The following is a 21,739-nucleotide window of genomic DNA, read 5'->3' as shown; positions in this document are numbered from 1 at the left end:
GCGACGTACCGTTCATCGCCTGGCGTGCCAGATACGTGCCAGAAGGTATTGAGTAGTGACGGGGGGCGATGAGCAACATGGCTAGTTCACGACGAGGCTGGGGCGCGATCCGCAAGTTGCCAAGTGGGCGGTACCAGGCCCGATATCCTGATCCTGATATCGGCAAGCTCGTGCCAGGTCCGGTCACTTTCGCTGATCGAAAAAGTGCGGATAGGTGGCTCTCTCGCAAGCGAACGGAACTCGACGACGGGACCGCTACCAACGAGAGGTCCGCGACGCGACCGCTGAGCACGTGGTGGTCGGGGTATGAGAATTCCATCCAGCATCTCAAGCATCGAACCAAGCTCGGCTACGTTGGGGCGTGGAAGCTGAGGGTCGAGCCTACTTTTGGCGCTATGCCGGTTCGCCGCATTAATGGGAACAGGGTCGACGACTGGATTTCGGGCATGGTCGCAGCCGGCGTGAGTGTGTCGAAGGTTCTCGAGGCTCTGGGAGTGCTGAAGCGGGTCCTCGACCGCGCCGTCCGCGATCACGCGATTGCCAAAAACCCAGCTACTGACCGGTCTGTGAGGCTGAAGGAGCCACCGCTCCCCAACCGCCCTGTGTTGACGCCGGCGGACGTCGAAAGGTTGGCGCTGCCGTTGAGGTTGCCACGCGATCGCGCGCTGGTGCGACTTCTTGCCTATGGCGGCCTTCGTATCGGCGAAGCGCTCGCCCTTCGCTGGTCGGACATAAACTTCCAGGCCAAGACGGCCAACATTGAGCTCTCAGTCGAAGACACGAATGGCACTGTCATCGTCGGGCCCACAAAGACATATGCCAAACGCACGGTAGATCTGCCTGACGCTCTCATCGCTGAACTGAAAACGCTCAAGAAGACATCTCTTCTCGTCTTCCCTAACCGCCTGGGCGAACACCTCCGTTACCGTAACTGGCGCCGCGATCAATGGGACAAGGCCGTCCGGAGGTCCGGCGTAGAAGCCCTTCCGCACGATCTTCGAGGAACGTGCGCCTCACTTCTCATCGACGCCGGCGCAAGCGTCAAGGATGTGCAGATTCACCTCGGCCACGAGGACGAGCTCACCACTCTACGACTCTATGTTCGTGTCCGTCCCGGCCGTTCCGCTGACCTTGTTACCCGACTCAACAAGCTAATGGCCGAAGCCGCGTGAGAAGCCACAAAACTGCGTGATGACCGACGGGCGCGACGCAGAGGCCCCGCCGTCAGGACGTGGGACGACGCCCTCGTAGCAGCGGGTTCTTCACCCAAGCAACCCATCCAAGGAGCCAGGTTGTGACGTGTGCCACAGATGTCGACGGCCGCCCCGCTAGTGCGTGCCCCTAGCCAACCCAGACACCCCATACCAGAGCGAGGAGCCACAACGTTGCACGAGAACGGAGCACGAAATCCTCGTCGCACCACCTCCGCCCGCCAAGATCCTTCTCCGCGAGTTCAAGGCGACGGGGCATACGCCCCGGCCCATCCGCCGGGTCTCGGTTCGATGAACGCACCCGCGTGCCTGCACTGCGGCGACCCAGGTCCGATGGAGCCTGTTCCGGCCGTTTATCGCGCTGGGCGGCACGTCCTTGACGTTCGAGGCTACGCGTGGGGCCCTGCCGTTTCCCCCTTCACGTTGCGGGCACGTGGGGTTCGAATGAGTCCCCTCGCTGCTTCGCTGGCGCCCCCGACTGTTCTTGGCCTTCGCGTGGTGACGACGTCTGTGATCGGGCTTGTGTTGGTAACTGGCCTCGTCGTGGCAGATGCGGTTTCGTCTCGCCGCCTCGGGTCACCCGCGGAGTCATGCATCTCAACGGCAGGCCCGCTTCTCATGCTGGTGGTTGCTGCCGTGTGGCTCCGTCGTCGCAAGGCCGGCGCTGGTGGCCGGCGAACGCAGCGTGCGTTGTGGCTTTGGCGACGGTGCTGGTACTGCAGACGCTGTGGGCATGTGTCCCTCATGTCACCTGCGACATCGACGGCCCTGCCGCCGACGCGGCTAGCGGATTCGTTGCGCGAACTGGCTGATGGCCTTCAGTGGCGTCCCGTCAGGTGCACAACGAAGGGGCGAAACGCTCCTGAGAGTAAACATTGATGCATGAAACGGCGCGATGCGCTGCGGCGTCCTTCACATCTTTTGGGACAAACACGGGCCTAAGCAGGTCCTATAGTTGCCGAACAATGCTCGACAGAGACTGAGGAACTAGCTCACCATGGCGAAGCAAGTTATCACGCTCCTGACCGATGACATCGATGGCGGCCAAGCAGACCGGACGGTCGAGTTCGGTCTCGATGGAGTCAACTACTCGATCGACCTGTCCGATGCCAACGCCGGGAAACTGCGGAAGGCGCTCGACCCCTACCTCAGCGCGGCCACCCGCATCGGTCGCGGCAGCGGACGCATCCTCTCCCGTGCAACAGCAACAACACGAACCAGCCGAGACGAGAACCAAGCCATCCGCGAATGGGCTGGTCAGAACGGCTATGAGGTGTCGGCGCGAGGACGCATCCCCACGTCTGTCGTCGAGGCGTATCGGGCTCAGAAGTAGCCTCGCGCCGCGATGGCGACGCCCTTACCGGACGGGCGGTTGCGGGCTCCACGGGGGAGAGCTCGCAACCGCCTCATGCGCCACGATAGGTTCCTAACCGTCGGTCGTCCACCATCCAATTCGGTCTACGACTGTCTACGTCCGACATTTACGGATGCCGCACCAGATGTAAACGCGCAAGAGGCGGTGCGGCGGCAGGCGCCGATGCGTCCTGTGGGCGGTTCGGCCGCGGTGCGACAGGTCCTCGGCAATTAGGGCGATGCTCATCGAATGCCGGGCTCGTACTGCTGGATAACGAACTCTGTTCGCCCTTCCGACCGAGCAATAACGCGGCGTTGATCGATACCGTCGAGCACCTGGTCCTTCCGGACCGACGGCGCCGCATCCGGTCGCCTTGGTCGTGCTGCTATGTGCGGGTTGCGGGATGGGCGTGGTCGATCAGTTCGGCGTAGTGCTGGTATTGCTCGTCGGCGTGGTCGGTGTCGCGTACCAGGGTTCCTTCATCTGGCCGGTAGGTGTGGGTGGGCTGATCCCGGAAGGAAAGCCAGTCGAAGCCGCTGTGGACCACGGTGTCGTCGAAGATCAGGATGTTGGGGTGGGGTTCGTTCAGGTGCGCGAGGGTGAGGCGGGGGTAGCGGGCGGCGAGTTTGCGCAGCCGCTCGAGGGCTGTGGTGTCGGTGTGTCTGAGGTCGTGGCCGAGGCCGTAGGCGATGCGGGCGGTCAGGCCGGATCGGCGCAGCATGATCTCGAGTTTGGCGAGCAAGTCGCCGTTGATGACGGCATCTCGCAGGTAGGGGGCGGCGAGCAGGAATCGGGTTCGGCTGGTGTCGAGTGCCGTGGTCAGTAGTTCGCGATGCTCGAAGAACGGCACGCTGCGCACGGTGAGGGTGTCGAGTTCGGCGCGTGCGGCCGTGCGTTCGCGGTCCGCCACGACGCTGGGTGGCGTGGTGGGGTGGGCGTCTCCGGTGGCGGCGGGTTGCTCGGCGCGGCATTGCAGGTCGCGGACGACGTCGTAGGAGGCGCGCTGCTCCAGCAACCGGGCGGGCAGGTCGAGGTCGGTGCGGCCGGTTTCGATGATGATATTGGTGCGGCCGAGTCCGCCAGTTTGGTGCAGGCCGCTGTCGTGAGGTTCGCTGAGGGTGTCGTCAACGACGAGGTTGAAGCGCAGGTCGTCGGCGGTGTCGGAGGTGTAGACGAGCAGCACGGCCGGCAGGAAGAGTCGCGGCTGGCGGGTGATCGCTTCGACGCTGAGCACCTCGACCGCGGAGCGGGAGGTGTCCTGCTGTGCTTGGTCGAGCAGCCGGTTGAGTTGCCTCGGGGTGACCTCACCTGACGTCACCTCGGCCGTCCGCGCCGACGGCAGGACGAGCATTCCTTGCGCTTCGGTGGCGGCGCGGGTGATCAGGTCGGCCCGGGTGTGCGGGATCGGCCGCCACAGCAGCCGGTCGAACGCCTGCTGGTATTCGGTGCGCTGCGGGGTGACGGTGGACATTTCCTCCACGGCCCGGCGACCGCCGTAGGTGAGCTGCACATTGCGGCCGCCGAGGGTGTCGGGCCGGTACTCGACGGTTTCTTCGGACAGCTGGTGGGCGACGGCGTCGGAGATGGTCGGGGTGTCGACGCCGAGGACGGCCGCCATGTTGTCGATCTTGTGGATGCCGTGCTGGGCCAGCCGCAGGACGAACTCGTCGACGACGGGCAGCTTCTTGCGTTGCTGGACCAGGACGTCGAGGGTGAGCAGGGAGACCGGGATGGCTGCTTCACCGGAATAGGCGAGCCGGTAGCCGGGATGCTGGTCGCTGTAGCGGCGTGCCGCGATGACGGTGGCGTCAGCCATGGCTCGCGTCTCCGATCGTGCAGGTATCCGGGTGGCGGCGGATGTACGCGAGGACGTCGCCCAGCGGGCCGCGGGTGGTTTCGCAGAATGTGGCGTCGCCGACGATGACCAGTCCGTACCGCGAGCGGGACAGCGCGACGTTGATGCGGCGCCAATGCAGTGGCCCGAGGAAGCCGAGGTTGCGGCCGGTGTTGCTGCGGACCACGGAGTAGAAGGTGATGTCGGCTTCGCGGCCCTGGACGGCGTCGACGGTGTTGACCTCGATGTCGAAGCCGGCCAGCGGGGCATCGGCGACGGCGTGCCGCAGCCGTTGCATCTGCTTGCCGTACGCGGTCAGCACCAGCACCCGCAGCGGACGGCCGTCCGGCGGGACGATGAGGTTCCTGGCGACGGCGCCGCGCAGGCCGGCGACGGCGCGGCGGATGACACGCACCTCGGCGTGGTTGACGTAGCTGGTGGCGTCCTTCTTCTCGCCGTGGTCGCTGATCGTCGCGGTGTCGAGCCAGGTGACCGGCTTGTAGAGCTGCCGCCAGCCGGGCAGGGTCCTGGTGGACATCGAGACCAGCTGGCCGTCGTAGAAGCAGTGGGAGACCAGGTCGCCGATCCCGGGCACCATCCGGTACTGGTGGGTCAGCTGGTGGCGGGCAGTGGCCGGAGCGTTGTCGAGCAGTCGCTGGAACAACGTCTGCTCGACATCGGCGCGTTCGAGGTGGTGTCGTTCGATCAGCTCCGGGTGGTCGAGGACTTCTTCCTGCATGGGTGGAAGCTGGCGGGGGTCGCCGACCAGGACCCACCGCTTCGAGCGCGACAACGGCACCAGCGTCTCGGTGGCGGTCGCCTTCGAGGCCTCGTCCAGGATGCACAGGTCGAATTCGAGGTCCCGGACGGCGGGATGCGATAGAAACCCGAGGCAGGTGCCGGCGACCACGCGGGAGCGGCGCAGCAGCACACCCTCCAGCTCGTGTCCGGACTCGATGCGCTGGAACCACTCGGCTTGCAGGTCCAGCAAGTCGATCAGCTTGCGCAGTTGCTCGTCGTCGCCGACCACGGCGGCGAAGGCGTCCTCAGCGAGCGGTAGGGTCAGATCGGCTGGCAGTTCGAGGTCGCCGGCCAGTGCATGGTTGGCGCGGGTGCGCAGATCACCGATCCGCTCGGCGAGCGACTGAACGCGCTCGTTGAGCTGAGCGGTCTGTTCCTCCGGGCTCGGCTCGGGTTCCGGCCCGGTCGTGTCGCGCCTGACCGGTGCAGCCTCGAGGGTATCGAGGCGCGCTTGTGCAGCGTCTAGTTCCCGGAGCGCTTCGATCAGCTCCCGGATGGCCGCGGCACCTTCCACATGGCCGGGGCGCACGCCGATGGCGGCGGCGCGCCGCTTTAGTTCGGCTTCGGCTCGTTGCCGGACCTGGCGCACCATGGCCGGCATCTGCTGGTCGAGCAGGTGGCGGCGGGCGTCGTTAGCGATGCGGGGGTCGTCGTCCTTGCCGAGCCGGACCAGCTGATTCACACCGGCCTCTGCGAGGCGCACCAGGGCGTTGTCGACGGCGACGTGGGTCTGGCTGACCAGCAGGATCCGCGCGTCGGGGTTACGGGCCAGTTCCTGCTGGACCAGCTCGGTGATGAAGCTGGTCTTCCCCGTGCCCGGTGGCCCTTCGAGCAGGAAAAAGTCTTTGCTGCCGAGCGCGGCGGCTACGGCGGTCTTCTTGTCGTCGTCCAGCGCGCTGTCCGACCAGGTGGTGATCGCCCGTGGGGTCGGCGCAGCGATCCGGGTCGGGTCGAGCAGCAGCTGTCGCAGCTGGGGACGCACCGAGATCGCTGCGCGGATGTTGGTGACCGCGTCGCGCTGGCGGCGCAATGCCGCCGCGGCCGGGGCGACATGTCGTACAAGCTCCCCGGCCGTCGGCAGGTTCTTGATCTTGCGGGGGTAGGCCAGAGTGATCGTCGATTCATCCTGTGCGATGACCACGCCGGGCCCGCCGATGATGCGGCCCGCCGGGTTACGGCAGACCCGCTCGGCGCCCACGACATCGCCGGCGGCGGCCTCCCGCAGGAAGAACACGACCCGGCGCCCGTCGGTCTCGATCGACCGGTACGCAAGCGGCGGCTCGCGTTCGAGTTCCAGGTCTTCCTTGGCATCCAGCAGGTCGATCCACTTGTCGAACAGCAAGTTCTCGGCCTGGCGATGTTTCTCGTCGTCGAGCTGCACGTAATGGTCGTCGACGCCGGCCAGCGCCACGTCTCGGGCTTCCAGAGCCGCTCGTGGCGGCTGCGGGCGCGTGGTCCAGACGATCTGGTCGCTGACCGGCCAGCCGCGCCGACGCAGCCCTTCGAGTACCGCGTCGGGAGCGTTGTTGACCTTGGTCAGGACCAGCTCGGGCCGGTCCGACAGCACCGCGAGGCGCATTCGCCGCTCACGGCCGATCAGCTCCAGGGTGTCGGCCGCCTCAATACCGTTGCCGTCGGTGTACCGCAGCAGATGGGCTCCCTGACTCAGCTCATCGACCACAGCGCGTTCGATGGCGTCGGGGTCACGGTCCAGCGGTGGCGCTGCGAGCCGGCGGGCGGCGTCCTCGAGGACCCGCAGCTGCACCTTGCGCTGGTAGTCGGAGAACCTGCGGCGCCGCGCCGACTGGATCTCGCGCAGGAGCCCGCGCAGCACCACCGCGTTACGCGGGCGGGCCTGCGGGTCGCTGCTCAGGCACCGCGAAAGCAGCTCGTGCACCTTCGGATGCACGTCGACGTCGCCCAGCGCGGTCGCGATGTCGGGGTAGTCGTCGAACGGCCCGCTGGTCAAACAGCGCAGCGCCGTCGCAGCGAAGCCCCACACGTCGCGGCTGGCACTGCTCATACCTTCGCGGTCCGGCGGCGCGTACGGGCGGGAGAAATGCTCGACCAACGTCAGCTCGGTAACCATCTGATGGCGAATCTTGCTGATCCCGAAGTCGGCCAGCTTCAACGTGCCGTCCTCGCCAACCAGGATGTTCGCCGGCTTGACGTCTCGGTGCACCACATCACGCTCGTGCGCATGCGCCAACGCTTCCGCGAGCGCAAGGCCCCACTGGTCAGCGAAGTCGTCCCAGCCCAGCTCCCCCTCCGCCGCCAGCACCTGCAGGAGATTCCGGTCGAACCACGGCATCACCAGAAAGAAGGCATCGCGCTGCTCGTCCTCGCCAGCATCGCGCAGCGACACGATATTCGGGTGATCCAGCCGATGCAGGGCCTCGACCTCGCGCCGAAAGAAGGCCCGCTGCGTCTCATCGGCGTCACGCCGCGAGATGAACTTCAGCGCGACCGGCGCCCCGTTGTCGCGGCCGTCTATCGCCTTGACGATCGTGCCCTGGCCGCCGATCTGTTCGGCGTCGGTGTTGACGAGATAGCGGTTCGCCACCAACTGCAACGCGCAGCCCCCTCACCGTGTTGGCGCTTGCACCCTATCGGACGAAGCGCAGCGGCCAGTGAGCCGCCGCCGCGCCGTGACACTTTGCAGATACCCTCCGTGAGGGTGAGGCGCGGTCACAGCGTGGACGGACATCTACCTCAAGGCGGACTTCGACCGGGAGAGCCTCACCGACGCCAGCGTGACGATGAGCGAATTCCCTGGTAACCCAGCCGGGGAGACGGGACTCGCCCTTGGGGTGGTTGGGGCGCCATAGCTCGGCGCGACATGCGCCGCGGCACCAGCGCGGCCGGCCGGGAAGGCTTGGATGGCTGGAACGGTCTCGCGGCCGCAACGAGGTCCTGCGCGACTGGACCGACAGACGATGGGGTAATTCGCACGCCTGTTCGATTTGCACGTAAGCTGGCTTTATGATCAACCCGGGAAGCCGGCCTGTCGAGGGCGCGACCGCGGCGCAGGCGGAAGCCAACATGCGCGCCTTCATCGAGGCGGTCCGCGCAGCGGCGGAAATCGCGCGAGAGGTGCGCCCGGTCGCTTCAGTCGGCGAGCCGATGCGGGAGGAGTCGCTCGATGCCGACGGCCGATACGGCTGGGTGTTGCCGATCGGCGAGCGCCTGGTGCCGATCCTCATGCCCGGCGTGGATCTGGCCGTCCTACGCGCACTAGATGCGGCATCGCCGTGTCTCAGGGTCGGCAGCGAATGGGTGTGGTGGCCCAGTGCCGCGGGCGCGGCGGTCCCAGCGACTCGGCCGTACATCCTCGACGCTAGCTGACTGAGGAGCCGGGCCGTGGGTGCGGATGACTACTCAGTTAAGCCGCATGGCGTCCGCGGTCCCCGGCTTTCTCGACAGGATCAAGCGTGACGTTCTTGCAGGCCAACGGCAATATCGCTATATAAAATAGGTATGTAGTTCACCCAAGCCTGCCGGTTTCATGCCCCCAACCGGTCAGTGCGACCGCCGCCCGGACTCTGCCCGAGCCAGGAGCGACGCCGCTGGCCTACGAGATGAAAGGGGATGATTCTCCAGAGCCGTTCGGGTGTCTCAGCTCTTGCGGATCGCCGTTCGGACCCGGTGATCGACGCGCGTGTTGCTGGCTAAGCTCGCGAAGTGTTGGAGCACTTCTGGGTTGCGCCGCAGGGCGCCGGCGACGATCGAGGCGGCCTGTCCTGTTCGGTATGTGATCCATCGTTTGATGTCGTTCTGGACGTTCCAGCGGTCCCACAGATCGAGGTACAGGATCGCCTCGGCGGTGTCCTCGAGTAGGTCCCACTCTTCGAGAATTTCGGCCTGTTGAGCTATGACCAGCAGCCAGGTGACTAGCCGGTCGACGTCATCGTATTCGAGGGTGATTTGGCCGCCGGTGTGCAGGTCTCGCACTGCGCGCACGACGTCGCGGGTCGCAGATGGGTCGGCGGATACGGCGGTGCGGGTTTGCTCTTCGTCGAGGTCGACCAGCACGTCCAGGTACAGCTCGTAGTCTGCATGGCTCCGAACTGCGAGCCGTATTAGTTGTGTCAGCGCTGTGGCGTCTCCGCCCGCCGCCGCGGCCAGCAGCGCCTTGCCCTGGTTCACCGGGATGTCGGGAGGCTCGTCGAGCTCCTGGGCGATGAGGGCAAGAAGCTCGTCGACGGTGCCGGGGCGGCGGGCGGGGTTGAAGTCGGTGGCGGCTTTGACGATGGTGCGCCATGGTCCGGTCAGAGGCAGCAGCGCGACGTTGGCCTGGGGCCAGTTCCCGGTCAGCGCCCAGCCGGCGATTTGCCCGATGCTGTAGATGTCTGCCTGCGGGCCGACGCTATGGGCATCGGCGCCCAGTTCAGGTGCGGCGAAGCCTTCGGTGCCGAACGGTCCTCCTACCTGGGTCCGTTTCGGGTCAGTGGTCTGTCCTCGAGGGCGCCGGCCCAGGCCCCAGTCGGCGACCGTCCATCGATCATCGAGGCGCAGGATGTTGTCGGGTTTGAGATCGCGGTGGATCCAGCCGTGCTTGTGTGGTTCACGCAGCGCCGTGCAGATCGCGGTGACCAGTCTCCGCAGGCGGTCGGAGTCGGCGAGCTCGGCCGATCTGGTTTGCGCGGTATCGTCGGCCAAAGGCATGACGATCCACTCGTAGCTGGGGCTGAAGTCAAGTACGGGCATCACGTGCGGATTGCCGCCGAACATCTGTGCGGCGTCGACCTCGCGTCCCATCCTGGCGAGTTGGTCCGGGCCCTGGAAGTTAACTTTCTTGAAGGCGACCGGCGTGCCGGTGGGCTTGTGGACAGCGCCGAAGACGGTGGCTTGTCCTCCCCGGGCAAGTGGCCGGGGTCCGAGACGATAGTCGCTTCTCAGTCCCCGGGCCGCGATCCGGACCGGGTCGAACCGGTCAACGATCGGGTGGTCGATTACCGCTGGCTCATGCGGATCCGACATAGGAGCGGCGTCTTTGGAGGTCGCTGCGGAACGTTCCCGCACTGGGTCTACGGGAGTCTGGTTGCGGGGCTGAACGGGGTGAGAGCTGGTTGCGGCACTGATCTGTCTATCGATTGCCACGATTACCGGATGCGGCGTAGTGACGTCATTGCCGCGCACGTCACCGAGCATCAGCATCGGAGAATCGGCGCCTTGCCAGGCCAGGCCGCGGACTTTGTTGCTGGCGATCTCGGCGACCAATTCGCTCGCGCCTGTAGCGAGGTCGGTGCGATAAAGCGTGGCGTCCACGCCACGACTGTCCGGTGAAGCGGTCGTGACCTCGCTCGGGCCGGTGACCAGAAGGTGGCCGGGGCTGTGATGCGGGCTTTCAATCCAGTCTTCGCGCTGGACTCGGGTGCTTCGAGCGAGGTCGATCACGGCGGAGTGACCGGCCGCGGCGAGGAAGAAGCGAAGATCACCCAGCCATCCGGCGGTAAGCACATCGGCGCCGAAGACGATGTGACGCTTCTGTTGCTGGCCCGCACGACGGCCCAGCCGGGTCAGCGCGAGGGTGCCGGTGCCAACGCCGAAGCTCGCCCCGTACCCGGACAACACCCACGGGTCCGCACCCGGGCCGGCAAGCAGCGAGCGGGCGTCGCTGAGGTCACCGGCAATGGGTGTGAGCTTGCCATCCTTCCAAGCCACGACGGCGGGCCCGCACAGCGTCAAGACGCTGCCGTCCCCGCACGGCAGCGGGTCACCGCGACAACCATCCAAGGGCAGCAGCCAATCCGTGGTGCCGCGTTTGCCGTCGACTTCGACGATCCCGGCTGCGGTCGTGACCAACAGCCGCCCATCCTCGGTGATGGCCAAGCCGAGCGGCTCAATCCACCCGGCTACTCCACTGAACAGGTGCCGCACCCGCGCCCCGTCCGCCGCTTGCACGCACATGTCCCCGGGCGCCGGCAGCCGATCGGGCGTCACGAAGCCCGCCGGCGTCGGCCGGCCGGTATCCACCAGCAGATCCGTCAGGTCGGTGTACCCAGCCCGGTCGAACAACGCACGGTCACTGGCTTGCCCGAATATCCCGTCGACGGACGCCAACCCGCACAGCATTGCCTCGATATGGAAGCGGTCCATCAGGATGACAACCGGCTCGTCTTCAGCGTGCGACAGCTGCGGTTCAGTGAATCCCGAAATGGACACCAGCACGAGCCGGACGCCGGGCCGAGCGGCGGCGCGCTGGAGATCCAAGATCTGCGCCGGGGTCGCCTGATCGGGCGACCAACTCACCACGACTAGGTACGGCACACCGTTAACGTGCAGCGCTACCGCAGGATGCGGGCCGAGGACCGGCGCGGCACGGCGAGCCGTAAGACCAATGCCGGTCACGAGTTCCACCAGGATGTCAGCCAGCTGACCGGCACGCTGTGCTTGGGGAATCTCGTCCCCGAGTAGCTGACCGTAGCGAACGATCAGGGCAGGCTGACCATCGTCGACGGTGATCGCGCTTTCAGTCATCGCAGAGTGCCGTCCAACACAGGTAACGAGCAGGTCCGCGCCAACAGAGCCCAGAGGCGATATCGACGACCCGGACCACCAACAACCCGCCCTTCGCCGTCGTCATTCCTGATCGTGCGCCGGTGGTGACGCGCAGCGAACGCCCCGCTGAGCACCGCCGGCTGCGCGGTTCAGGTAGCGCTGGTCATATTTCCCAGGCACCTTACCAACCCTGACGCGCGAGGCAGCGTCATGTTCGCGTCGTGCGAGCCGAGTCTGGGCACCCGCCGGGTGATGCCAGTCGGGCCGGCTGCGCGTCGGTGGCCAATCGGGAAGGCGCTGTGGCGGCGGTCTCGGACTGTGCCGTGAAGGTGCAAACGATCAGACGATTCCTATGTGTCGCAGGATTCGAAACGTGTCGTAGCCGTCGATCGTCATGTAACGCCTGGGACGCCTGGGACTCTCGGCATAAACGCGTAGCATGTTCACTACCGGAGCGGTAATGGCGTTGCAATGCTGAACGACGATGAGATCAGCTGCCGTCTGAGCAAGCCGGTCAATTTGATCACCGTTCTTGCCAAGATCGGCAATCCGCATCGGATGAAACTTGGCAGGGCCCTTGAACGCGATGGCAGTTCGTAGCGGCCGCCCCTCCACCGTGAGTCGGTTGAAGGTCCACAGGTCGAACTGCTCTCCGCCCCAGTCTTTGGGAACCTCCGGCTCTCCTAGTAGTTCAGCGAACGCCGTCTTCACCCGCGTCTCTGACACCGTCCGCAACACCTCAAGGTCCTTCTTGGTGAGGCGCTGGGCGAAGTTGACGCCCGCGAACTGGTCGACCGCTCGCGGTGCTATATGCGCCGGATCCCCCGGGTCCCCGATGTCGAGCTCGGGCCTCGGCCGCAGCCACCGCTGCGCGATGACGATCGGCCGCAGCTCCACCTCGTCATCGGTGACACGCTGCACATAGCCCAGAACGAATTGCGATTTCGTACCGGATAACTGGCTGAAGGCAGAGTTACACGTCATGTGCCGGGGATTGAACGTTCCCCGAACCCGCAGCTGTGAGTCCGTCGACAACACCGCGGAGAAAGACGCCCTCGCGTCACGGTCGGCGCCGCTGTCGATCGCCGCCCATGCCGGCCCGAAGCCCTTGAACGAAATCGGTTGTTCCAGCCAGAGCACCTTCCCCTCGGCGAGAGTGCCCTGATGATGCACTGCGGCGAGCGAGGCGACATCGTTGCGGGCCAGGTACGCCGCTACGACTCGTTCGAAGGCGTCGAGTCGCATCGTTTGCGCAAAGGGGTGCGCCGGGCCAGGAATTCGCCGGCCAAGCTCAACACCGTCCTGCCGGGACAGCAGATTAAGAACCAGCTTCTCGTGAACAAACCACGCGTCTAACCCAGTGTCTTCGCTCACCTTCAGATGATCCCACCCGGCAGAGGCGAAGGCCCAGTGTGTGCGGCCAACTGCAGGTCCCCGCGGCACCGGCGACCGTAGTGCCGCTGCGACTGGGTGCTCGCCGCCCACCGCGAAGTCCCGGACCGCCCCCAGCAACCCGCCAGCACTGAGCTGCGCTCAACATGATCTGTCCTACCTGCGGACCTGCGTCATCGGTGGGTGTCTGTGCCGCGGCACCGGATCCGGTCCCAGGCCCGCCTCCGGTCCAATACCTCGCCCAGCGCCGCATGCAGCTCCCGCAGCGCTCCGACGTCCTGGGCCGTCCACTCCCGCACCTGCCCCGGCTTGCCCGGATCGAACGGAACTCCAGCCGCCAGTGTCGCCGCGAAGGCATCCACAAACCGGCGAGCCGCCGCGATGTATGCCGTACGCGCCTGCGTCTGCTCACGCTCCGGTCTGGTGCTACCCACCCGCATATCGTACGCATGTTCGATATCTCAATGTGGCCAGCCGTCAAGGTCGCAGTTGCGATGACCTGTGACCTCCGGTCGTAGTTGGCACTTTCCAGCGCTAGTTGGCACCGTTGGCCAACCCTGGCGACTGAGAGTCCGTGACTTTGCGCGATAGATGGCAGGGACTGCCCGTAAGTTAGCGGCTCGGCCCCGACGGTGCTCGCGACCACGTCGCGGATTGGGATCGAGGCAATCGCCGAGAGTCAGCCGCAGCACAACGAACCGAATCTCAAAGAACCGACGTAAGGACGCATTAGCCGGATCAACCCGACATCCTCGTCGCCATGCCCCGCGCGCCCCGAGTGCGTATCCGGCGTCCACCCCAGGGGGAAAGGGAGGCTCCGCTAGCTAGCGAGTGGACAGCCGGTCAGACATCAGGTGGGTCCATAAGCCGCCCAGCCTTGCGTCGTGGCGGACGCCAGCCGGCTCATGAGCAGGCTGGTGGACCCGACAGCGGCGACGGTCGCGCCGCGGCGGATGCCGCCCGGCCAGGACAGCAGCCAATCCAGCGGCGTCGGGACCGGGAGGATCTTGGTGGCGCCGGGGCGAAGCTCGACCTCGTCCGCAGGCTCGACCACCCGGGCCAGGGCAGCGACCGAGCCGCGGCCGACGGTCGCGACGTTGACCTCGGCCAGGGACGCGTTCCACATCGACGGCTGATCGGATCGATGCGGCCCAAGTACGCGCAGGCCCAGCCACGACTTCCCTCCCACACCTCTTGCTTGGCCGCGGAGAGAAGACCACGGCACGCGCTTCGGGCCGACCTTCGCGGACATCGGCTCGAACATACGTCCTAACGCTCAGAATAGTCGAAGTCAGGACCGGATAGCACCCGCCCGTGACGGACAGGGATAGTTGTCACCTGGACAGCGACAGTTGCCACCATGCTCGCGATGGCCCGGCAAGCTGAGCGGTCATTCGGGATCTCTGACGCTCAGTCACCAACGCGAGGTCGACCCGCCAAGATCAGGTGCGCACCTTGCCGATGAGCTCACTCGGCGAACGGTGCTTCTGTTCGCAGACAACGCAGTTCTGGTTCAACTGCGGCTGTCACTTCGCAGATTTTGGTCTACTGGGACGAGGCGATTTATGCCGGCCGCAGGGCCGACCGTGGGAAGTGTTGGTGCGCGTGACTGCTGAATATAGGGGTGCACTCGGATGACTGCTGCTAATTTTCCGCCAAATCCTTCCCACCGGGTAATCGGCCCGTATTATGCCTGTCGGTATGTCGGTGTGGATCCCGTTCAATCCAGAGACCCGAACGACCTAGACGATGTTGATGTAGTGGTGTGGATGCTCTATGAGGTTTTACCTCCTACCGACGGCCCGCGAGTGGTTGACGGTGTTCTCTACAACCGTCGGCGTGGACAACCGTTACCGGGTGCCCCGGAGCATCGTGACGAGCGGTGGATAGCCCGATCCCACGGGTGGGGGCATCACCACTCGATGCGGCTCCACAACGAACGACGGAACTTCGAAGGCCATACGGAAGCGGAGGCCGTCGAAAGACTGTGGACGTGGGATCCTCGAAGAAACCCTCCACCGACCGCGGGCGAATACAACGCCGCGGTGACGGCGGCCCAAGCAAATGAGGCGGCTTTCGTTAGCGGCAGCAGCTGTGGCTAACGAATACGCGGAAATGGCGACTGGGCAGGTAGGTCCGGTGCATAAACGTCCGCCCGCGCCGTCCGCACATGCGTAATGACGAGTAAGGATCGACCGATCCATCGTCATCACTGATGATACTGAAGCGGCCTAGTGCTTCGGAATTCGGTGAAGGCTAGCCGCACTCTTCCGCGATCCAGGGCGGTCCAACACGCGGGACCGCAACGGAGCGTGAAGCTCGCAGGAGGTTCGGCACTCGCGGAGCGTTGCACCAGCAAGCCGTTAGGTGACAACTGCCCCAACTCGTTGGTGACATGTAGCGGTGTCCGTTCCGGGGCCCTGCCGACGCCAGGTGTCAGTCGACGAGATAGTGCGCTTCGATGTAGGCGACGGTGGAGTCGTACGGTTCGCCGACCGGCTTCAACAGGTACTTGCGGAAGACTGCGGCCGTTGCGCGGCGAACTCCTCGGTTGCGCGCGTCCGCGTTGTCCCACGACTGGGCCAGGGTTCGAGTGACCACCTGGTCGATCTCTTCGGCCAGGTTCCTCTCCGTGATTGTGAGGCCGGGCGGCGCATGGTCGTGGATGATCCGCGACAGGACGCCGACGTGGTCGTCGTCCAACACGACGACGGCTTCATTCGTGTTCTTTCCGGCGTTCACGATGGCCCGAGCGATCCGGAGGGCTTCCGCCAGGAACTCCAGGGCATCCTGGGCGTTCTGAATGATCCGGTCGCGTAGCAGCCGGATCCGCTCCGCGAGGGCTGTGTACCTCGCGGACCCTGGTTCGACCTCTTGGTCGAGGGCAGCCTTGATCTGGTCGAGGATCTCTTTTGGAGACGGCGGCGTTTTGTCCTCGCCGCCGCCCTTGCCACTTCTGGGACGGACCAGGGCCATCAGTTCCTTGAGTACGGTGATGCCCTGGGCGTCCAGGACAAGGGCTTCTTCCTGTGTGGCGACCACGGAGAAGGAGTGGACGTGGGCGTTGATGATCTCCAGGACCATCGGGCCGAGCTCGCTTAGCCGCTCTTTCCGCTCCTCGTCGGTGGACCTCTTGAACAAGGTCATGTAAACCGACCCGAATAGTGCAAAGCCGTCCCGATACTTAGTGATTCGCTGGTCGGTACTGATGAGTGGGTACAGCCGGGCCAGCAGCCGGTAGTCCCGGGAGAACAGTTCGGGGGCTCCGGGGTTGGCGTCTAGGAACGTGTTGATGGCGCGCACGGACTCGTAGCCGTGGACGGTGAGGTCGAGGTCCTCCACGTCTGCAAGGAGGTCTTCGATGCTGGCGAAGGTGATGCGGAACTCGGCCACCAACTCCGTCACATCGGTAACGAAGCCTCCGCCCTCAATGCCGTCATCGGTGTCGGCCGCGGTGGGGTCGACGACGGCGCGCTGGACCTCTTCGGCCAGACCGATGTAGTCGACCACCACGCCGCACGTTTTCACGAATCCGGTCGGAGACACCCAGGTTCGGTTTGGCCTGGTAATGGCCTGGAACAGGGTGTGGGCTTTCATCGGCTTGTCGAGGTAAAGCACGCCCTCGTTGGGTGCGTCGAACCCAGTCATCAGTTTCGCGGTGACAACCACGAAGCACAGCGGATCGTCCGGGGTGAGGAATCGCCGCTTCTGCTCTTCTTCTTCGGCCTCCGAGAGTTGGTAAGGCCGCATGGCACGGTCTTCGTCCTTGGCGTCTGAGACGGAAATGTTCACCTCGGCGGCGATCCGGTCGTGCTTTCCGACCTCGGCAAGTACCTCTGATGCCTCGAAGCCGGCAAGCAGCTCGTTGATCTTGCCGGTGTAGGCCACGGCCAGTTCGCGGTTGTAGGTGACGACCTGGGCCTTGAGGCCGTTGCGGTAGGCGCCGGCGAGGTAGTGGTCGACCATGTCTTGGCAGACTGCGTGGATACGATCGGGGTTGGAGAACACCGATGTGAGCCGCCCGAACTTCCGGGACAGCGCCTCCCGGTCGGGGTCATCGAGATCGAAGTCGTCGGCGAACTGGTCGAATTCGGCCTGCAACTCAGCGTCGTCTATCTGGAACGAAACTGGGTGTGGGTCGAGCATGACCGGGACAGTGGCCTCGTCTTGCAGAGACCGGGACACCGAGTACCGATGCAAGACCTTGTCAGGGTCGTTCTCATCCCCGAACAAGGCAAACGTGTCGGTGGAGAGGTTCCTGACCGGGGTGCCCGTCATGCCAAAGAATTTGGCGTTCGGCAACGCAGCTCGCATCTGCCCGGCAAGCGAGTCCGCCTTGACGATTACCCTTCCACCCTCACGAACGGCGGACTGCGTGCGGTGCGCCTCGTCCACCATCACGATGATGCTCCGGCGAGGCGACAGAGCCTTGCCAGCGTCGGCGAACTTGTGGATGGTCGTCGAGATGACGCCACGTACGTCGTCAGCCAGCAGCGAACGCAACTCCTGGCTGGTAGCCGGCTGATGGAAGTAGGCAAGGCCCATCGCGGAGGTGAACACTCCGGAGGTCTGCCGAACCAATTGCGTCCGGTCCGATAGCAGGATGATCGTCGGCGAGTCGGTACGGGTGTCAGCCAACAACAGCGAGGCGGCGAACACCATCAACAAGGTCTTCCCGGAGCCCTGGTGATGCCAGACTAGGCCCTTAGATCCATCCTCCAGGACCCGCTTGTGGATCAAATGCGCGGCTTCCATCTGCGGATAGCGAGGCAGGTACTTCTTGTCCACCCCGCCACCCGAGGTATCGAACAAGGTGAAGTTCGCCAGCATATCTAGAACGGTTGCTGGCCTCAGCAGTAACTCAACCGAGCGCTTGACGTCAGCCTCGCCCGACAAGGACTCGTCGTCAGCGGTCGACCGGAATGGCTGCCACAGGTTCGTGGGCGCGCCAGCTGCGCCGAACCGGAGCTTCAGGCCGTCCGTAGCGACGGCGAAGATGTTGGGGGTGAAGAACCATGGGTACTCAGTGGCGTAAACGTCGTTGATCTCATGCGCGGCGTCCACCCACCCGGACTTCGAGGTCGGCGACTTAACCTCGACCACGACTAGCGGCAACCCGTTGACCCAGTACACGAGGTCGAACCGGCGAGGAGTCTTGCCCGGGACGGTGATCGTCACCTCGTCCGACGCGACCAACGAGTTATCATTCAGACGCACGAAATCGATGACCTTCAGAGCGTGCCACGCTCCGTCAGCGTCCCGAAACTCTTGAAGTCCACGCAGCAGGCGTATGACCTGCTCGTTGGCTCGCACCAAGCCACCATCAACAGCGTTGACAGTGGCGACGATCTCCTCGACCAACGCGTCGACATCGAACGTGTCGATCACGCCCGGGTTGAGGCGGACGATGGCGTCTCGCAATTCGCCGGCGAGCACCGTCTGAGTCGTCTCACGTGGCAGAGACCTGCCCGGCGTGAAGGTCCAGCCCATCGGCAGAGACCACTGGATCATGAGGTTCTGGAACTCGCGCTCCCGAATGCCCTTCGCCACGGCCAAGACCCTACTCGGCGTCCTCAATCTCGATGGTCCGATCTAGCAGCCTTGACAACAGTCTCGTTCTCACAGCGCTGAGGCGGGAAGCCTCGGCCCGGTGCGCGGCGATGACGTTGCTCATTGCGTCAAGTTGATCTGTGAGCCGCTCCTGCGTTCTGACGTCCGGAAGGTGCACTAGCATCCGAACTGCACGCATAGCAGTGATGTGCTTAATGTTGGTACCTCCCGCAACGTCGAGAAAAGCTCCCGACTCGTAGGCCCACTGGCACCAGTGATTTACGAACGCCGGGATACTCGTTCCTTGGATTGCCCTATACCGCATGAGCGTCTTCTGGAAGCAAATCGGCTGCGGAAGCTCTCCGCGCCACATCGCCGACATGCCAACTGCGGAGTGACTTGCGCTGCCTTCGGACACGAGGACGTCGCCAGGCACTAATCCGAAAACCTCGCGCTCGATCGGCTCGAAATTCATTTCCAATACATCGGTCAGGTCAAGCTCTCCGTACCCCACGTTAGCGGAACGCAAGTAGGGCGTCATATACGGCCCCGCGGCGTATTTCGGCGCACGCTGCCGTCCCATGGTGATCTCAAACGCCTCGTCAGCGCGAACGGCCGGAACGCCGAGGTCGTTGATCAGTTGGGCGCGAAAACGCCGAAGAACCGCCGTCAGCGCGGTCACCTCGGCGTTGAGCGCGGCGATCTGTTTATCCACCGCGCCCACGACCTCGACGATCCGCTGCTGCAGCGGCAACGGCGGAATGTCCATGACGATGCTCAGGAAGTCTCCGGGCTTTACCCTTTCGCGCCTGCCACCCATGCCCTTCGATACGCCTTGCAACGCATCCCACATAATCTGCGTCGTGGTGAGAATCCGGAAAAAGCCCGGGCTCGCATCTGGCGCAAATTCGAAGGTTGGGAACTCCTGCGATGCGAACGATTCCGGCAGATCGTCTGGGGTGACTGTGATCGCGCCTTCAAATGCCTTGAGCCGGCTATAGACGAGCACGCCGGGACCGATCCGGTTGAGTGTTTTGTAGGCTGTAGCGCTTCCTGCAAGGGCATCGCGGTAGAGAAGCCCTCGCCCTCTGTTCAAGACTCCCACTGTCGGGTAGGTCTGTTTCGGGTCGACATCAACAATCATCACGTTCTGCCTAAGGAACCGTGAGAGTGGTGCGCGAACCCAGCCCTCCTCGGCACCAGCCTTCGTAGCGTTGCGCGTCGGGTCAGTCATCGAAGCCGTCGATCCCGGCTTTGGCAAGGACGTCGAGCATGCGTTGTTCGACCTTCTGACGCTCGGCTCGGGCGATGTTGTACGCCTCAATGAGGGTTCCAAGGTCCTCCTGTTGGGTTGCGGCCTGCTTGATGTAACGGCCGATGTTCAGGTCGTACTCGTTCGTGACGATCTCCGCGTATGTGACAAACCTCGTTGCAAGCCCTCCATCGCCATCAGGATCAACCGGTTTACCGTCGGTGGCGAACTTCGAGTGGTATGCCGTTACCGTGTCGGCAATGTCGGCGTCGGTGAGAATGTTGCGATTTTTAGCCTTGGCGAACCTTTTTGACGCGTCGATGAAAAGTACGCCGCCCTGTCGCTCAGGGATTTTCGTGCCGGAGGCGCGAAACACCAGGATCGCCGTCGGGATGGTGGTGCTGTAGAAGAGGTTGGCGGGAAGACCGATGACCGCTTCGAGCAAGTCGGCATTCAGGACACGTTCGCGGATGAGTGCCTCCTGGCCGCCGCGGAAGAGGACGCCGTGCGGCAGGACTACGCCAGCACGCCCCTTTTTCGGGTCCATCGACGCGATCATGTGCTGTACGAACGCCCAGTCAGCCGTCGACTGCGGGGCGACGGCACCGATGGCTCGGGGGTCGTTGGTCCAGGGCTTCCATTTCAGGCTGTAGGGAGGGTTGGCAAGGATCACGTCGAACTGTGCGAGTGAGCCGTCCGGCTTCTTGAAGCGTGGATCCTTCAAGGTGTCGCCGACCTCGACCTGGAACTGGGTGAGGTTGTGCATGAACAGGTTCATACGTGCGACACCGGCAGTGTCCGCTACGGTCTCCTGTCCATATAGGCGAAGCGTGTAGCCGCGTTTCCCTCGCATTTTCAGGAGGTTCGCTGAGGCGATGAGCATGCCACCCGACCCGCATGTCGGGTCGTACACCGACTCGAAGTTGTTGGGGTCCAGGACTTCGACGATTAGCTCAACGACCTCGCGCGGGGTGAAGAACTGACCGGCCCGGGTGCCGGACCCGTCGGAGAACCGCTTCAGCAGGTATTCATAAGCTCCTCCGAGGATGTCATGAGACATGTTGCCCTCGTGCATCTTCGGTACACGGTCCATCGCCTGCATGACCGCGGCTAGTACATCGGCCGGCAGCACCTCCTCGGAAGCCCAAGCCATGTTCCCGAAGAGACGCGAGAACTTGTCAGGGTTAGCCGTTTCGATCGCCTGCAGGGACGCACGGACCCGCTTGCCAAGGCCGGGCTGAGTAACCGTCGCCAGGATGGCTGACCACGATGCGCGCCGTTCTTGGACGGTGTCGCGGTGGATGAAGGGGATCTCGAACGACTGGTAGTCGCGGTACTCAATCTCGTGGGCCTCCTCGGCGGACAGGCCATCCAAAAGACCTTCGTTGTCCGCCAGGAACTGGGCGTGCTGGTGATCCCAGGTATCAGAAAGGTACTTCCAAAACATCAGGGGGAAGACGACCGAGGAGTACTGCGCTTCGGGCATGGCCACGCGCAACTCGTCGGCGGCGTCCCACAGCCGGCTTTCAATCTCCTGCTGGGTCACTGCCATCAGTCGGGGCTTCCTCGCTTGTCAAGGGGCGTTGGCTGGATAGCCGCAATGCTCCTGCTGCTCGCCTACGTCAATCCCGCCGGCAGGCACGCCTGACTCGCCTCTCGCGGGATGAACACACGCCGGGCAGTTTAGTTCGACCCCTTCGCGGCGCCACCATTGACGCGCTCGCACGCAGGGAACGCTCAAGCAACGGGACCGGGGACGAACTCCCTCGGACGCCGCCATACGCGAGAATCCTGCAGCGGATGCCATCCCGTCGTCTGCCGCCGGCGCGGCGGTTGTCCCCAGC

At 64.5% G+C, this 21,739-nt stretch carries 12 protein-coding genes and 1 pseudogene; 4 read left to right on the top strand and 9 right to left on the bottom strand.

All coding sequences use genetic code 11. The annotated features are described in order from the left end of the window. Nucleotides 1–68: 68 nt before the first annotated feature. The 3 genes and pseudogenes from A3CQ_RS64415 to A3CQ_RS52935 form a co-directional block, all read left to right on the top strand. Nucleotides 69–233, top strand: a pseudogene (locus A3CQ_RS64415) (site-specific integrase); the annotation flags it as partial. Nucleotides 234–395: 162 nt separating this feature from the next. After that, a complete protein-coding gene (locus A3CQ_RS59040) occupies nt 396–1,172 on the top strand; it encodes a tyrosine-type recombinase/integrase (RefSeq protein WP_157295897.1) in 777 nt (258 codons plus the stop codon). Between the two features lie 1,036 nt (nt 1,173–2,208). Beyond that, the gene (locus A3CQ_RS52935) at nt 2,209–2,544 is read left to right on the top strand and encodes a histone-like nucleoid-structuring protein Lsr2 (protein WP_020511785.1); all 336 of its coding nucleotides are present in this window, start codon (nt 2,209–2,211) and stop codon (nt 2,542–2,544) included. 406 nt (nt 2,545–2,950) lie between these two features. Here the strand turns inward: A3CQ_RS52935 and A3CQ_RS0115150 are convergent, their stop codons facing one another. Continuing rightward, nucleotides 2,951–4,381 (bottom strand): hypothetical protein, encoded by a 1,431-nt coding sequence (locus A3CQ_RS0115150; RefSeq protein ID WP_020511784.1) that lies wholly within the window; start codon nt 4,379–4,381, stop codon nt 2,951–2,953. Further along, nucleotides 4,374–7,763, bottom strand: a complete 3,390-nt coding sequence (locus tag A3CQ_RS0115145; protein ID WP_245577239.1) for a serine/threonine-protein kinase — start codon at nt 7,761–7,763, stop codon at nt 4,374–4,376. The genes A3CQ_RS0115150 and A3CQ_RS0115145 overlap by 8 nt, the downstream gene beginning before the upstream one ends. Nucleotides 7,764–8,182: 419 nt before the next feature. Between A3CQ_RS0115145 and A3CQ_RS0115140 the strand changes: the two genes are divergently transcribed. After that, complete coding sequence (locus tag A3CQ_RS0115140; RefSeq protein ID WP_020511782.1) at nt 8,183–8,545, top strand: hypothetical protein; 363 nt, start codon at nt 8,183–8,185, stop codon at nt 8,543–8,545. A 270-nt stretch (nt 8,546–8,815) separates the two neighbouring features. Here the strand turns inward: A3CQ_RS0115140 and A3CQ_RS57415 are convergent, their stop codons facing one another. The 7 genes from A3CQ_RS57415 to A3CQ_RS0115100 form a co-directional block, all read right to left on the bottom strand. After that, nucleotides 8,816–11,680: a protein kinase domain-containing protein gene (locus A3CQ_RS57415; protein WP_051115247.1), complete on the bottom strand. Its 2,865-nt coding sequence runs from the start codon at nt 11,678–11,680 to the stop codon at nt 8,816–8,818. 360 nt (nt 11,681–12,040) lie between these two features. Further along, complete coding sequence (locus tag A3CQ_RS57410; RefSeq protein ID WP_020511781.1) at nt 12,041–13,075, bottom strand: hypothetical protein; 1,035 nt, start codon at nt 13,073–13,075, stop codon at nt 12,041–12,043. Between the two features lie 191 nt (nt 13,076–13,266). Next, entirely contained in the window at nt 13,267–13,527 is a 261-nt protein-coding gene (locus tag A3CQ_RS0115120; RefSeq protein WP_157295895.1) for a hypothetical protein, read from the bottom strand. 416 nt (nt 13,528–13,943) lie between these two features. Continuing rightward, nucleotides 13,944–14,282, bottom strand: a complete 339-nt coding sequence (locus A3CQ_RS0115115; RefSeq protein ID WP_157295894.1) for a hypothetical protein — start codon at nt 14,280–14,282, stop codon at nt 13,944–13,946. A gap of 1,247 nt (nt 14,283–15,529) precedes the next feature. Next, the gene (locus A3CQ_RS0115110) at nt 15,530–18,643 is read right to left on the bottom strand and encodes a type I restriction endonuclease subunit R (RefSeq protein ID WP_020511778.1); all 3,114 of its coding nucleotides are present in this window, start codon (nt 18,641–18,643) and stop codon (nt 15,530–15,532) included. A 10-nt stretch (nt 18,644–18,653) separates the two neighbouring features. Then, nucleotides 18,654–19,787, bottom strand: a complete 1,134-nt coding sequence (locus A3CQ_RS0115105) for a restriction endonuclease subunit S domain-containing protein (protein ID WP_063713564.1) — start codon at nt 19,785–19,787, stop codon at nt 18,654–18,656. An 82-nt stretch (nt 19,788–19,869) separates the two neighbouring features. After that, complete coding sequence (locus tag A3CQ_RS0115100; protein WP_020511776.1) at nt 19,870–21,447, bottom strand: type I restriction-modification system subunit M; 1,578 nt, start codon at nt 21,445–21,447, stop codon at nt 19,870–19,872. Nucleotides 21,448–21,739 lie beyond the last annotated feature (292 nt).

The organism is Paractinoplanes globisporus DSM 43857 (assembly GCF_000379645.1).
GTDB lineage: Bacteria > Actinomycetota > Actinomycetes > Mycobacteriales > Micromonosporaceae > Actinoplanes > Actinoplanes globisporus.
This window is presented reverse-complemented; position numbering and strand designations above follow the sequence as displayed.

Coding starts and splice junctions, on each gene's coding strand:
- A3CQ_RS0115140 (WP_020511782.1), top strand. CDS start 8,183: ATGATCAACCCGGGAAGCCGGCCTGTCGAGGGCGCGACCGCGGCGCAG.
- A3CQ_RS59040 (WP_157295897.1), top strand. CDS start 396: ATGCCGGTTCGCCGCATTAATGGGAACAGGGTCGACGACTGGATTTCG.
- A3CQ_RS0115100 (WP_020511776.1), bottom strand. CDS start 21,447: ATGGCAGTGACCCAGCAGGAGATTGAAAGCCGGCTGTGGGACGCCGCC.
- A3CQ_RS0115105 (WP_063713564.1), bottom strand. CDS start 19,787: ATGATTGTTGATGTCGACCCGAAACAGACCTACCCGACAGTGGGAGTC.
- A3CQ_RS52935 (WP_020511785.1), top strand. CDS start 2,209: ATGGCGAAGCAAGTTATCACGCTCCTGACCGATGACATCGATGGCGGC.
- A3CQ_RS57415 (WP_051115247.1), bottom strand. CDS start 11,680: ATGACTGAAAGCGCGATCACCGTCGACGATGGTCAGCCTGCCCTGATC.
- A3CQ_RS0115150 (WP_020511784.1), bottom strand. CDS start 4,381: ATGGCTGACGCCACCGTCATCGCGGCACGCCGCTACAGCGACCAGCAT.